This window comes from Halorarum sp. SLYT50 (genome assembly GCF_059821265.1).
In genome coordinates, this window is record NZ_JCAMRW010000002.1 from 306,324 (window position 1) to 319,874 (window position 13,551).

Consider the following 13,551-nt stretch of genomic DNA (forward strand, 5'->3'; position numbering starts at 1 on the left):
AGGGTGCTGTCGAATTAAACGGTTGGGGTATCGTTACCGGCATCGCTAAGTTCAGCGATTCATTCGTGGTTCAGGGATTCAGGACGGCCATCGCGGTCGAACGGTTCGGTGGCTCGAGAGTTAGTCCCTCATCTACCAAAAATATATGATAACGTCTCATACTGGTATTTTCCCTCTAGCGCCTCGCGTGGCCGTGTGAGTCCGATCGCGAATCCCCCCGACCGACAACTCAACGCTTATTGAGGCGCGCTCGTCCCACTCTGCATGGAGTATCGACGACTCGGGGCGACCGGCGTGCAGGTGTCCCCCATCTGCTTCGGCACGTGGCGCTTCGGGCAGGAATCGAACGGCGTCGTCGAGACCGACCGGGAGCAGGCGCACGAACTGCTCGACGCGTACGCCGACCGCGGCGGCAACTTCATCGACACCGCGAACGGGTACGGCGGCGGGAAGAGCGAGGAGTGGATCGGCGAGTGGCTCGCCGGCCGCGACCGCGAGGAGTACGTCGTTGCCTCGAAGTGCTTCTGGTCGACCGTCTCGCGCTTTCAGGAGAACCTCTCGAAGAAGAACGTCCGGGCCGAGGTCGCGGGGTCGCTCGACCGACTCGGCACCGACTACCTCGACGTCCTCTACCTCCACCGCTGGGACGACGGGACGCCCATCGAACACACGTTGCGCGCGCTCGACGACCTCGTGAGCGAGGGGAAGGTCCAGCACGTCGGGCTGTCGACGGCGGACGCCTGGAAGCTCACGAAGGGCCTCTGGAAGGCCGACGTGAACAACTACGAGGCGTTCAGCGTCACGCAGCCGCTGTTTCACGCCGCCTACTACGAGGACGTGGCGGAGTACCTCGACGTCTGTGCCGACCAGGACCTCGCCGTCTGTCCGTACTCGCCGCTCGCCGGCGGGTTCCTCACCGGCAAGTACGAGCGCGTCGGCGACGGCACGTACGACCTCGACGCACCGGAGGGGACGCGCGCGGCACTCGACGACCGGTTCGAGCGCTTCTACGTCTCGGAGCGGGGGTGGCACGTGCTCGACGAGATTCGAACCGTCGCCGACGAGGTGGACGCCACGCCCGCGCAGGTCGCGCTCCGGTGGCTCGTCGACCAACCCGAGTTCACGTGCGTTCCCATCGTCGGCGCCCGGACGGTCGACCAGTTGGAGGAGAACGTGGGCGCGCTCGACGTCGACCTCTCCGACGAGCAGTTCGAGCGTATCGTCGACGCGCGGTACGACGCGAGCGGAGAACTGTACAGGACTGGTCACTGACGACGGGTGACCGACTCCGGTCTGACATTGCACTCTGCTTTTCGAGACGCCTCGGATAGCCGGATGGCGTGGTTGGACCAGCCGCGCGGTTCTCCGCGTCGCCGCAGACTCACCTACGGGCCGAGTTCGGGGACGTGAACAGACCACGACGACACCCCACGAGCGTCACCGACGAGCGACGCGACGGCCGCACTCCGCTCACCGAGGAGGCGCGAGTCGGTCAACGGCTCCGACCCCGGTTCAGTGTGGGCTGTCTCGATTCCGTCGGTCGCTCGGCAGGGCAGCTGTCCGGTGTCCCTTCCCTCCAGTTCCCCGATCCGGTCGGGAGGGACGCCCCTCGGTATTTTTACCGCTTCGCGGAGAGATTCGCGTCGATGACGTTTCGCGTGCTCGTCTCCGACACGAAGGTGCTCGACCTCGAGACGCACGGCGACCCGCTGCAGTCGATCGGCGCTCGAGTCGAGGTCACGGACGCCAAGCGGCCCGACGAACTGCTGCAGGTCGCTCGGGGTGCCGACGCGCTCATCGTCGACTCCAGAACGCAGGTCACGGCGGCGGTGCTGGAAGGGGTCGACTCCCTCCACACGGTCGGACGCGGCGGCATCGGGGTCGACAACATCGACGTCGGCGCGGCGGCCGACAACGGTGTCACCGTCGTGAACGTCCCGGCGTACTCGATCGACGAGGTGTCGACCCACGCGCTCGGGCTGCTCCTGGCCTGCCTCCGGCGGCTCGGCGCGTACGACGGCGCGGTCAAACGGGGGGAGTGGGACTGGTCGCTCGGCGCGCCGATTCACCGGTTCCGGGACGAGACCGTCGGTCTCGTCGCGTTCGGGGAGATAGCGCGCCGGTTCGCGGCGAAGCTCCAGGGGTTCGACGTCGACGTGGTCGCGACCGACCCCTACGTGTCCGACGAGGAGATGGCGGAACTCGGCGTCGAGCGCGTCGAGTTCGCCGAGTTGCTGGAGCGGTCGCGGTACGTCTCGATTCACGCGCCGTTGACCGACGAGACGCGAGGACTGTTCGACGCCGAGGCGTTCGAAGCGATGCGGGACGAGTCGATTCTCGTCAACACGGCCCGAGGGCCGGTCGTCGAGGAGGCGGCGCTGGTAGACGCCCTCGAGACCGGCCCCCTCGCGGCGGCGGGACTCGACGTCCGCGAGGAGGAACCGCCGGACGCGTCTCCGCTGCACGACCGCGACGACGTGTTGCTCACCCCACACACGGCGTGGTACTCCGAGGAGTCGCGGGCGGAGCTCAGCCGGACCGTCTCGGCGGACGTCGCGCGCGTGCTCCGCGGTGACCCGCCGACGAATCCGGTGGACCCGGAGACGGGCTGGTACTGACGCGGCCGACCGGTCGGGTGGTGCCCGCTCCGGTCTCCGGCTGCTCTCTCGGCGCGACTACGCTCGCGCTCGTCGGGTGTGGAGGTCGCCGCGTTCGACGGTGTTGCTACGGCTGCGAGCAGGTCGTTGACGAACAGTCAGAACCATCTCGCCGACCGGACGGTTTCTCGGACCGGTCCTCTCGGGTATCGTTCCGCAACGTCCCACAACCCCGGTAGCTCACCAAGAGCCCGCAGTCGTCGGTCGTGTCGAACGAGCGGCTGCCGTCGAGTCCGACCAACCGGGACGCCCGCCACGGGACGGAGGAACTGCTGGTCGAAGGCACCTCTACGAGGTCGTCGGTGCGGTCCGGATTCCGCCCCGTCCATCCGGTCGACTCGGCACAGTGGTCAGTCTCCGTCGAGGCGCACCACGCGGGCTCTCGAGAAGAGAAGGACCGCTTGCGGGAAGCCGGCTGGTCACCCGTCGTAGAGGCGCGGTGGAATTCGGATCTCGTCGCCAACCTCGTAGAGGTAGCCCTTGAGGAGGAGTTGTTCGACCTGTCGCTTCGCCTCGGTCCGCTCGAACTCGCCGTCCCCGAGGCAGTCTATCGCCAGCTCGCGGGTGAGGGTGGCCTCCTCGTCGAGCGTCTCGACGCACTCCTCGAGACGGTGGAGCGCGTCCCGATTGGTCGGACTGAGGGGCGTCCGCGAGTTCGGCATGAGCCGTACTACGTGCGCCTCACACTAGGCTATTTGGGTGCGTCAGACGCCTGTGCTACGGTGTGAGCGCGTTCGTCGCGCCGTGCGGGAAACGGCAACGAGTTCGACCCGGCAGTATCCCTTACCAGAGGGACGGTCGATCGGACTCGAGCCTCGTCTCGGCAACCCGCTCTTGTGGGAGCACGTCGTCGAGGTTCCGATGATTCGCTCGTCGATCCAGGGTCCACTCGGTCTTTCCGAACAGCCGCAAACGCGAGGGTGCTCGCGGAGTTCGGTCGGACGGCCGATTCGTAGCGTCACCAGCGACCGAACGGGCTATTGTTCCGCATCTAAACCAGGACCTGTGTGTTGATTTAGGGTGCCCGCTCGACGCCACGCATCCTGGGGGCAAGATTCAGTCACGAACTGCACAATAATACGGGAGAGTCGTGACGGACCACCATGGGCGACGATTCGACCGACCGCTCGATCGCGACCGATTCGCTTCACGCTGGACAGCAGCCAGACCCATCCACCGGCGCACGTGCGCCACCGCTGTATCAGACTACTTCGTACGTGTTCGATGACTCACAGGATGCAGCCGCACAGTTTGCGCTCGAGGAACCGGGCTACATCTACTCGCGGTTGATGAACCCGACCGTGGAAACGCTTCAGGAGCGTATGGCAGCGCTCGAAGGTGGTGTCGGTGCGGTCGCTACTGGCTCTGGAATGGCCGCATTGGACCTCACGACGTTCATCCTTGCCGAGGCCGGTGACAACATCGTCTCGTCCTCCTCGCTCTACGGGGGGACGTACACGTATCTCACGCACTCCGTCGAGCGGCGAGGGATCTCGACACGGTTCGTCGAGACCTTGGACTACGGCGCGTACGAGGAGGCTATCGACGACGACACGGCGTACGTCCACCTCGAAACGATTGGCAATCCCGCGCTCGACACACCCGATATCCAGCAGGTGGCAGACGTCGCTCACGAAAACGGGGTTCCGCTTTTCGTCGACAACACCTTCGCGACACCCTATCTCTGTCGCCCCCTCGAACACGGGGCGGACTTGGTTTGGAACTCCACGACGAAGTGGCTTCACGGGTCGGGGACGACCATCGGCGGCGTCGTCGTCGATGGCGGGTCGTTCCCGTGGGCGGACCACGCCGAGAAGTACTCCGAGATCGCACAGGACAACCCGGCGTATCACGGCGTAAACTTCGCTGAGACGTTCGGTGAGGCGGCGTTCACGTACGCCGCTATCGCCCGTGGACTGCGTGACCTCGGCAATCAGCAGGCGCCCTTCGACGCCTGGCAAACACTCCAGGGCCTCGAGACGCTCCCGCTCCGGATGGACCGTCACTGCGAGAACGCGATGGCCGTCGCCGAATATCTGCGAGACCACGAAGCTATCTCCTGGGTCACCTACCCCGGACTCGAATCGCATCCGACGCACGAGGCCGCTAGCGAGTACCTCGAGGGTGGCTACGGCGGGATGCTCACGTTCGGGTTGAAAGGCGGGTACGAGGCCGCTCGCAAGACCGTCGAGTCGACCGAACTCGCGAGTATGCTCGCCAACGTCGGCGATGCGAAGACGCTCATCATCCACCCCGCGAGCACTACGCATCAACAGTTGACCGACGCTGAGAAGGAGGCCTCCGGCGTCACCGACGATCTGGTCCGCCTGTCCGTCGGAATCGAGGACCCCGCCCACATCATCGCGGACTTGGAGCGGGCTATCGAAACGGCTCGGTAGTTCTGGTCTGCGACTCGGCGATTCGGTCTCCAAGTCCTCGAACAGCGGGGTCGTGTTCGGTAAATTTCCGAACCGACGCCAGGGCCGAGCACGAACTCCGGTCGGTCCCCGACGGGACTACTGGGACACGGCCGTGACAGTCGAACACGACGAGGGATATACCGACTCTACACAATCAGATGCCTCTTTATCGAACCGAAGCGTCCATCGGGACCCCGCTGACCTGTACCGGCAGTCGGATGGGAATTCGACCGGTGCTCATCACCCCGAGCGGCTTCGCTGTATTCCCTCGACCCCCCGAGCGGCGACGCTGTAACTCGGTGTACTCGACCTCTGTTATCGAGTTGTAGGGGACGTCGGACCGCGCCAGAGCGAACTGGATACACCCAGTTCACCGGGCGTGCCCCACCATCGAGCACGTGCCCAGTTCCGTTTGCGCACCCGCTCGAAATCCACCCGGTTTAGCTTTCGCTGGAGAGCCAGTAGTACGTCGTCCCGTCGTGCTCGACGACCAGAGGAACCCGGAAGGTCCGCCCTCGACGAGCGTCGTGAACGCCGCGTCGACATCCTCTCGTCCGTGTGCGGTGTCGGTCCGGACCCGGTTCAGGGGAAGCCAGTAGGAGTTGATGGGGCGTGCGCCCCGCTGGTATTCGGTGTGTGCTCGGGCGGTCGATGAACGACGTCTCTGATAGCACGTAGCGAGAAACAGGTCGTCGTTGACCAACGGGTCGAATCGAGTTCCCCGATAGCCGACTGCTGCGTGGTGGCGGTGGATCCACCACGCAGTTCCCACCGGCCCGGAACTCGGCGACCACAACCGAGGCTGCGGTCTATTCGACCGCGGCTACTCGGACGACTCCTCAGTCTATAAATGTATATGAGTGAGTGTGTATCAGATGTCACTGTCTGACCACCGAGACTTAGCGGATACCGATGTACCGACGGCTCCGGTAGAGATACGCCTCGTTCATCCCGAGCGTCCCGTCGCCCAGTCCGAGCGAGACACGTGACAGCCGATAGTTCCATGCTCGGACGTGGAGCAATTCTCAATCACGGACCACTGATTGCACAGTGGAGGACCGTCCATCGGTGACTCCGGCCGTGTACGCTGGACTCTTTCACTCAGCGCAGTTCGAAGACCCTCTCCATCTCTTCGCTGGTGAGTTCGAAATCGAAGATGTCGAAGTTCGCCCGGATATGCTCCGGGTCGGCAGCTTTCGGTATGGCCGATACCATCTCCTGTTGGAGTAACCAGCGGAGCGTCACCTGCGCGGCCGTCTTTCCGTACCCCTCACCGACCTTCGAGAGAACCGGTTCGTCCAGTACGTCCCCGACGTCGAATGGACTGTACGCTGTGAGCATCACGTTCTCGTCGACGCAGACCTCAAGCAGCCTCGACTGGTCCTTGTGCGGGTGATACTCGACCTGGTTGGTGACTATCGGCGTCTCGGAGATCTCCATCGCGTCACGGAGTTGCTTCACCGAGAAATTGCTCACACCGATGTGCGCGACACTCCCCTCGCTCTGTAGTTCGTTCATCGCACCGACGGTCTCGTCTAGTGCGACCGTATTGTTCGGCGAGTGGATCAACAGCAGATCGACGGTGTCGACTCGGAGTGCGTCGAGACTCTCCCGGGTCGACTCGATGACGGAGTCGTGGTCTCGATTGCCGTTGTCGAGTTTCGTCGTGATGAAGATCTCCTCGCGGTCGACGTCGGCGGCCGCGACCGCGCTACCGACTGCACCTTCGGTTCCGTACATCTGAGCGGTATCGACGTGCCGATAGCCGACGTCGAGAGCGATTTCGACTGCCTCCTGACACCGATCGTTCGCGTCGAACCGGGCCGTCCCGATGCCGAGCGCTGGCACCTCAACGCCGTGTGTGGTGACGTACTGCATGAGCGGTGATTCCTCTCGTCTGTCGACGGGCGAACGAGCGGTAAGTCCACCGGCCGTGCTTGCGGACCGCCACGGAGCGAGGAGAGAACACCCACTCGGGCTTTCATACCCCAGCACCCGCCGGTCGTGCGGCTAAGCCGATCAGGCTCGAAAAGGAGGCGTGCGCACCTGCACACGATGTGGAACACCCCACGGGACGCACGTCTACGAGATACAGGGCGAGCAGATCTGTTACTGTGTCCACTGTCGACCGGCAGACGCCGAGCGAGTGGACGACGATTGGCCCACTGTCACAGGATACTCCGAGTAGCTCTCCCCACGGGGTACGGAACCTCGGATTCGATCGGTCAGTGAGGGGTTTGGTCTACGCCGGATCTGTTCTCTGCCCAGCGGTCGTCGATTTCCCGACCGACAGTGACGACCCCCGTCGCTGTAACGTCGTGCGGGTGTGTCGATTCGGGTCCGACATCAGGACACGAGTCGTCGGTCGGCGGGTCCTGGAGATGTATTCTGGCGTCGTAGGGGTTCACACGGCGACTCATCGGCTGTCGACCGCCATCTCGAGGTGGCGAAACACGTGAAACGAGATCACGTTCCAGGGAGCCTGGTTACACTGGTTCCCCGACACATCCAAAGGAAGGGGGCCAGCCGACGCACGACGCGATGGTAGACACGACCGACGCGTCGTCGGCGTTCCTCGCGAGTGACCTGGCGGGGTACGTCGCCGGCGAGTCGCTCGTCGGCGACGGCGGGTGGACGAGTCGGCGGTGAACGGTACCCAGGCAGGGTGTACCCCGCCCGGGGTCGTGACGCTGCGACGCACCTGATGAAGGTCGGCGTCCCGAGCGAGACGGCGGCGGGTGAGACCCGCGTCGCGCTCGTTCCACCGGTCGCGCGAACGCTCATCGACAGCGGCGTCGGCGTCCTCGTGGCCGCGGGTACCGGCAGGGAGAGCGGCTGGAGCGACGACGAGTACGCGGCGGTAGGATGCGCGACTATCCAGGACCACACAGTAGTGTCCGGCCGGTCCGCCGTCGTCCTCCAGGTCCGTGTCCTGCGTCTCACCGTCGAATCCGGCCGAGTGCCCCGGTCGCTCCAGTCCATTCTCGCAGAATCAACGTTGAACATTGGGCCGACATCTTTTTTCCTTCCTACCACGAGTGAAACGTATATGGCCGCGCCACTCGCTGACGAAGACTACCACATCGTGGTCAATCTGCAGAACCGATTCGAGGAGAACGGTGAGAGAGAGCAAGTCGCGTTCTGTGAGAAGATACTCACCAGACTCGAACAGACCGACGAGCGGTAACTCCGGCCCGAGAGACGTCCTCGTATGCGACACCGTCGCGGAGCGAGTTCGCGCTACCGACGAGACGCGAGAGACACAGCAGACGACGAGAAGCCGGGAGCGCGACGAGAGAACGACTACTTGTATCCGTGGCTCGCCTCGTGGTACGACCAGACGGTGTCCATCGCGCTCACGAACGCGTCGAGATCGATCGAATCCGCGTCCCACGTGCGTTCGCTGGCACACCGGTAGCGTCGCTCGCGTTCGCGGTCGATCCTCCGCTCGATACCGGCCTCACGAACCAGTTCGCCGAAGAGGGGACGAAACCCCGGGTCGGTTCGAGCGCGGGTCACGTCCGACGGCGAAACGGCGCCCTCCTCGACTGCCCGTACGACGACTCCGTTGGCCAGGTCACCCTCCGAGAGTTCTCGTTCCCACGTGGTCAGCCAGTTGCCGATTCGACCCAACGGCTCGACCAGTCGGATCGCCTCCCTGAGTGCCGGTTCGTCGTTCGGGTCGAACTCGGGCGAACACATCAGGTCGACCGTCGCGAGCGCGTCCATACACATCGTCGCCGACTGGACAGTCAAGCACTCCTCGTAGCTGGCCGCCCCGGGGTTTTCGGCGACAGTTACCGAGTGGCGCTGAGCGCGAGCGCTGTCCGCGAGCGCGTCTCGGAGCGTCGCCAGATAGTACTCGAAATTCGGCGTGCCGGCGAGTCGGTCGACGAGCCTCTCCCACGCCGAGGCGGCGAGTCGGACGCCTGGGTCGTCCGCGAGGCTCCCCGGTTCGGGCGGTCCGTCGAACGGGATTCGAGCGGCGGTCTCGAACGCAGTGTAATCCGAGCGGCGGTCCGAAAGGTCGTTGAGCGCAGTGACGTACACACTGACGAGGAGTCGACCCTCGTCGGCGAGGTCCCGGTACTGGAATGGAACGGAATCGAGTCGGAACTGGGGAAGGACCGCGTCGAGCCACCCCCACATGTAGCGGTCGCGGCAGCCGAATGCGGTCTCGTACTGGTCGACGAGGCGTTCGATAGATCGGGGTAGTTCACGGCTGCAGAGGTCCTGTGGCGCCGGAACCGTCGTCCCCCGGCGACGGTCTGTTGACATCTACCCGTAGGTTCGCTTTCCAAGATATAACTTAATCGACCGTCATCCGTAATATGATAATTAGAACGTGGTATCAATAGTGACACTCATCCCCTGTTCCCCCTCCGGTACCGAACCCGGCCGAAGGAAGGGAGCCACCGACGATCTCAGCACATGTCGATGGGGTGGTGTTTCCCATGTAAAAACGCAATGGACGCTGTATGAGCGGGGTTCTCCCTCTCGACACCGAATCGGGCGTGCCGGAGTCGACCGCCGGACTTCTCGGACGCGAGGAGGACCGTCTCGACGCCCTCACGGAGACGAGCGCTCCCCCGAGCGAGCGTCGCCGTCTCGTCGGGTTTTTCGGACGGGCTCCGTGTTCGACCCGTGCGGACGCGGAGCGTCTGGTAGGCGACGAGGTATCGATAGGGAGCGGCGCCACCTTCACTGAGTCGGAACCGGTAGGGACGGAGACGAGTTCCGGTTCGTCGAGATAGACGTACTCCGAGTAGCCACCGTGTACCGTCGGCGCCGCGACTCGGTCGCCCTCCGTGACACCGGTGGTGCCGTCGCCGATCGCGTCACCGACGCCGACGACCGCGTAGCCCGGGACGAACGGAAACGGTTCGGTGACGAGCGGGATCCGACCCGGTGTGAACGGACTGCGCCCGTACCGGGCTTCGCCGTCCATTTTCGAGTCGAGACCGGGATGGTGAGAACGGCGACCCGTACCTCTCCGGGATGCGGTGCTCGCAGCCGACTCTCGGCGACCGTAGAACCTCCGACCCTCCTCGTACGGTGGGATGATGCACTTGTTAAAGGGGGCCGTACTCGGAGTAGACGAAGCCGTGGTGAAGACGGAGAGAGCACCTTCAGTCGGTCAAGGCGCTCCTGATACTCCCGACAATCAGCCGGTCCAGAGCACGGGTCGCACCGGCGAAGGAGATGAAGAAGACGACCATCATCGCGAACTCGAGGAGCACGAACCGGGTGAAGTCGAGCGTTCCGACGATCCAGATCAGCGAGATTCCGCTCCGAACAGCCGGTTCGAATGTCCACACAGCGATGGTACCTCCGAGTAGGAGGACGACGAGATACCACACAACCTGGAGTCGGGTGGGAGTGGCACGTGACCGCTCTGCACGACTGACGTCGTCGCGGTTCCCGACGCCGAGTGCAGCGAGTTGACGACGGACTTGGTCGAGGAGGGTCACAGCGAGGATGAACCAGAGCGCTACCGCCAGTCCGAATCGAACCACGGATGCCGTCACGTCCGGTAGGGCGGTGGTGAGAACGTCGACGACGGTGGGTGTCGCGCGGTCGACGAACACGTAGAACACTACGTAGCCGAGGACGGCGTCGATAGGGCCGTAGGCCGGGAGCGGCGACCGGCCGGAATCAGCACGTTTCTCTGTGTTAGCGTACGAACTCATACGCTCTATTCGCGGGCTAGATGCATCAAGAGTACCTCTCGTTCCTGGATTCCGAGAGTCAGCAGTCTCGGGGGGTCTCGGTTCGGGCCGGGGTGTCATACGCGACCCGCACGACGGTACGAACACACGAGACGCGATGTCTCAGCCGGGAGTCGGGTTTCTACGAGTTCGTAATCGACCACTTCGGATGTGGTGTCAGCTAACGGGCTAATCGGGCCGACGAACCGCGGACCCTACCGCGGGTGTAAGAGCACCTTACAACCGCGCACGGGTCCGATTTCCAGGAGAAGTAGCCGCGTGAGTATATTACTTATATATTTGTCGGGGTTGTCTCGTCCACTAGAAATACCACCGAGCGTGACTCTCGAAGCCTCGACAGAGATGATAGTCCCATTTCCAAAGCACTCGTTCGAGGACATTTCATATCAGTACTTATCCTACTGTCTGGTGGGTTCTTATGTGATCCGACCGGTGCACCTCGTTCGCTCCGTTTTGACAGTGAGGCGCTTCGCCGGACGGATCGCGTGACGTAGGTGAGTGGGTGTGCCGTACTCAGAAATGCACAGTACAGGGAGTCGGTCAACGCGGCCTGAGGCACAGTTGGTGTCTCGACCCGGAGAGCGGTTGATTCGGGAGTAGGTAACCGCGCATGATATCCGCTGACGAGAACTGACCGCCACTCATTTACTCGAACGGGGTCGACACCGACGTGATGGGTCCTGGCTCCGAAGGGGGAAGCGATTACGACTACGTGGTCGATCAAGGTGGTAACGGCGACTACGAGAGCATTCAGGCGGCTATCGACGGGGCGAAATCCTTCCCACCCGAGCGGATCACCATTCTCGTCAGGGACGGCGTATACGAGGAGAAGGTAACGGTCCACTCGTGGAATCCGCGGATCACGCTGGTCGGCGAGAGCAAGGAGGGGACGGTCGTGACGCACGACGACCACTTCGACAGAATCGACCGAGGACGCAACAGTACGTTCTTCACCTACACGATGAAGATACGGGGAAACGACTTCCGTGCGCGCAACCTCACCGTCCGCAACGACGCGGGCCCGGTGGGACAGGCCGTGGCGCTACACGTCGAGAGCACCAGAGCACGGCTGGACAACTGCCGTCTCGTGGGGCACCAAGACACCGTCTACTCCGCCGGCGAAGGGACGCGGCAGTACTTCAAGGACTGCTACGTGGAGGGCACGACGGACTTCGTCTTCGGCAACGCTACCGCGGTGTTCGAGGGCTGTCGACTCCACTCGAAGGCGGACTCGTACATTACGGCCGCCTCGACACCGGACGGGGAACGCTTCGGCTACGTGTTCTCGGACTGTACGCTGACCGCCGACTCCGAAGTCACCGAAGCGTATCTCGGACGGCCGTGGCGGGACCACGCGCGAACCGCGTTCATCCGGTCGCACTTGGGAGACCACATCCACCCAGGCGGATGGGACAACTGGTCGCGCCCCGAAGCGGAGCGAACGGCCGAGTACGCAGAGTACGACAACAGGGGGCCAGGGGCGGAAACGGCGGACGAACGGGTGGCGTGGGCGAGAACGTTGACGGCGTCGGAAGCCGCGGAGTACACGAAGGAGAACGTCCTCACCGAACACGGCTCCACCTCCGGTCGGTGGTGGCGAACGAAGGCGTGAGGCGGTGTTGCGGACGCGCCCATCGCGACCGGACACGTCGTCGGGTCCGCCGTTCGCTTCGGAGGGCCAGCCCCCCGTGAGGTGGGAGGTCACGGCTCACTCGGCGAGAGCGAACCTTGCTGACGTCCCCCCGAGCGACCGTTCGTCCGTCCGACGCCACCGGCGGACGGTGGGTTCGGAGACCATCGGGGTCGTCGGCGCTCGTCCGAATCGGTCGTCGAACGTCGACGGGCAGTCACGCCTCGAAGGTGTGGTTGAGGAACCCGTCGTCGACTGTGAGTATCTCCCCGGTGGTGTAACTCGCGGCGTCGCTCGCGAGGTATATCGCCGCGCCGACCATCTCCTCCGGGCGGCCCAGTCGGCCGTGACAGGTGCGTGACTCGATCGTCTCGAACCTCGGTGTTCCCTCGGTGTACGTCCCTTCCGTCTGGTCGCTGACGACGAACCCGGGACGGACCGCGTTCACTCTGAGGTCGGGGCCGAACTCGTCTGCGGCGACCCGCGTGAGCGCGTCGACCCCGCCCTTGGCCGCGGAGTAGGCGGCGAGGCTGGGGATGGCCCCGACTGCCGACGCCGACGCGACGTGGAGGACGCTCCCACCGCCGTTCATCTCCGGGGCGAACAGTTGCATCGCGCGGTACGCCCCGTCGAGGTGGACGTCGAACACCTTCCGCCACTCGGCGTCCGTCGCCTCGGCCACTCCCTGTCGCGCGACGTAACTCGGCGCGTAGACGAGGGTGTCGACGCCACCGAACGCGTCGAGCACTTCGTCTCGCAGCGACCGGAGCGACTCGCGGTCCGTGGCGTCGCAGGTCACCTCGACGGTGCTCGCTCCGCGGTCGCGTATCTCGTCGGCGGTCCGTTCGACGCGCTCGCGGGTCCGACTCGCGGCGACGACGTCCGCCCCCTCGGCGGCGAATCCCAATGCGATAGCTCTCCCGATACCGCTCGTCCCGCCGATCACGACCGCGGACTTCTCCGCGACCGTGACGGGGGTGTGGTCGTACTCCAGTGGCACGGTCGTCCTTTACCCACGAGTGGCTTATAACACGACCCCGCGTACCGCCCCCCACTCGCCTGCCACACCACCCCAGCACTCGCTCGACTGTCCGTTCGGGCCCGATACAGGCAGT

11 protein-coding genes are annotated in these 13,551 nt (G+C 64.3%); 5 read left to right on the plus strand and 6 right to left on the minus strand.

From position 1 onward, the window contains the following. The first annotated feature begins 264 nt into the window (after positions 1–264). Positions 265–1,272 carry an aldo/keto reductase gene (locus AC6RUA_RS16970; RefSeq protein WP_499815530.1) on the plus strand — a complete coding sequence of 336 codons (1,008 nt, stop codon included), beginning with the start codon at positions 265–267 and terminating at the stop codon, positions 1,270–1,272. 374 nt (positions 1,273–1,646) lie between these two features. Next, entirely contained in the window at positions 1,647–2,618 is a 972-nt protein-coding gene (locus tag AC6RUA_RS16975; protein WP_499815531.1) for a C-terminal binding protein, read from the plus strand. Positions 2,619–3,076: 458 nt separating this feature from the next. Here AC6RUA_RS16975 and AC6RUA_RS16980 read toward each other — a convergent pair whose 3' ends face one another. After that, on the minus strand, positions 3,077–3,319 hold the full coding sequence (locus tag AC6RUA_RS16980) for a hypothetical protein (RefSeq protein WP_499815532.1): 243 nt from the start codon (positions 3,317–3,319) through the stop codon (positions 3,077–3,079). A 441-nt stretch (positions 3,320–3,760) separates the two neighbouring features. Between AC6RUA_RS16980 and AC6RUA_RS16985 the strand changes: the two genes are divergently transcribed. Beyond that, entirely contained in the window at positions 3,761–5,056 is a 1,296-nt protein-coding gene (locus AC6RUA_RS16985) for an O-acetylhomoserine aminocarboxypropyltransferase/cysteine synthase family protein (RefSeq protein ID WP_499815533.1), read from the plus strand. A gap of 1,122 nt (positions 5,057–6,178) precedes the next feature. On the opposite strand, the gene AC6RUA_RS16990 is transcribed toward AC6RUA_RS16985, so the two are convergent. Both AC6RUA_RS16990 and AC6RUA_RS16995 read right to left on the minus strand, forming a co-directional pair. Further along, a complete protein-coding gene (locus tag AC6RUA_RS16990; RefSeq protein ID WP_499815534.1) occupies positions 6,179–6,955 on the minus strand; it encodes an aldo/keto reductase in 777 nt (258 codons plus the stop codon). A 347-nt stretch (positions 6,956–7,302) separates the two neighbouring features. After that, on the minus strand, positions 7,303–7,485 hold the full coding sequence (locus AC6RUA_RS16995; RefSeq protein WP_499815535.1) for a hypothetical protein: 183 nt from the start codon (positions 7,483–7,485) through the stop codon (positions 7,303–7,305). 296 nt (positions 7,486–7,781) lie between these two features. Here AC6RUA_RS16995 and AC6RUA_RS17000 point away from each other — a divergent pair, with 296 nt between their 5' ends. Next, positions 7,782–8,264, plus strand: coding sequence for a hypothetical protein (locus AC6RUA_RS17000; protein WP_499815536.1), 483 nt, complete (start codon positions 7,782–7,784; stop codon positions 8,262–8,264). 116 nt (positions 8,265–8,380) lie between these two features. Here the strand turns inward: AC6RUA_RS17000 and AC6RUA_RS17005 are convergent, their stop codons facing one another. Together AC6RUA_RS17005 and AC6RUA_RS17010 are read right to left on the minus strand one after the other, a co-directional pair. Then, positions 8,381–9,355 (minus strand): terpene synthase family protein, encoded by a 975-nt coding sequence (locus AC6RUA_RS17005; protein WP_499815537.1) that lies wholly within the window; start codon positions 9,353–9,355, stop codon positions 8,381–8,383. Positions 9,356–10,206: 851 nt separating this feature from the next. Beyond that, positions 10,207–10,767, minus strand: coding sequence for a hypothetical protein (locus AC6RUA_RS17010; RefSeq protein ID WP_499815538.1), 561 nt, complete (start codon positions 10,765–10,767; stop codon positions 10,207–10,209). 712 nt (positions 10,768–11,479) lie between these two features. Between AC6RUA_RS17010 and AC6RUA_RS17015 the strand changes: the two genes are divergently transcribed. Next, positions 11,480–12,418 carry a pectinesterase family protein gene (locus AC6RUA_RS17015; protein ID WP_499815539.1) on the plus strand — a complete coding sequence of 313 codons (939 nt, stop codon included), beginning with the start codon at positions 11,480–11,482 and terminating at the stop codon, positions 12,416–12,418. A 235-nt stretch (positions 12,419–12,653) separates the two neighbouring features. Here the strand turns inward: AC6RUA_RS17015 and AC6RUA_RS17020 are convergent, their stop codons facing one another. Further along, entirely contained in the window at positions 12,654–13,436 is a 783-nt protein-coding gene (locus tag AC6RUA_RS17020) for an SDR family NAD(P)-dependent oxidoreductase (RefSeq protein WP_499815540.1), read from the minus strand. Between the last annotated feature and the right edge of the window lie 115 nt (positions 13,437–13,551).

Bases quoted from the DNA above. Each gene is read 5' to 3' on its own strand.
- AC6RUA_RS16970 (WP_499815530.1), top strand. From the start codon at position 265: ATGGAGTATCGACGACTCGGGGCGACCGGCGTGCAGGTGTCCCCCATC.
- AC6RUA_RS16975 (WP_499815531.1), top strand. From the start codon at position 1,647: ATGACGTTTCGCGTGCTCGTCTCCGACACGAAGGTGCTCGACCTCGAG.
- AC6RUA_RS16980 (WP_499815532.1), bottom strand. From the start codon at position 3,319: ATGCCGAACTCGCGGACGCCCCTCAGTCCGACCAATCGGGACGCGCTC.
- AC6RUA_RS16985 (WP_499815533.1), top strand. From the start codon at position 3,761: ATGGGCGACGATTCGACCGACCGCTCGATCGCGACCGATTCGCTTCAC.
- AC6RUA_RS16990 (WP_499815534.1), bottom strand. From the start codon at position 6,955: ATGCAGTACGTCACCACACACGGCGTTGAGGTGCCAGCGCTCGGCATC.
- AC6RUA_RS17000 (WP_499815536.1), top strand. From the start codon at position 7,782: ATGAAGGTCGGCGTCCCGAGCGAGACGGCGGCGGGTGAGACCCGCGTC.
- AC6RUA_RS17005 (WP_499815537.1), bottom strand. From the start codon at position 9,355: ATGTCAACAGACCGTCGCCGGGGGACGACGGTTCCGGCGCCACAGGAC.
- AC6RUA_RS17010 (WP_499815538.1), bottom strand. From the start codon at position 10,767: ATGAGTTCGTACGCTAACACAGAGAAACGTGCTGATTCCGGCCGGTCG.
- AC6RUA_RS17015 (WP_499815539.1), top strand. From the start codon at position 11,480: ATGGGTCCTGGCTCCGAAGGGGGAAGCGATTACGACTACGTGGTCGAT.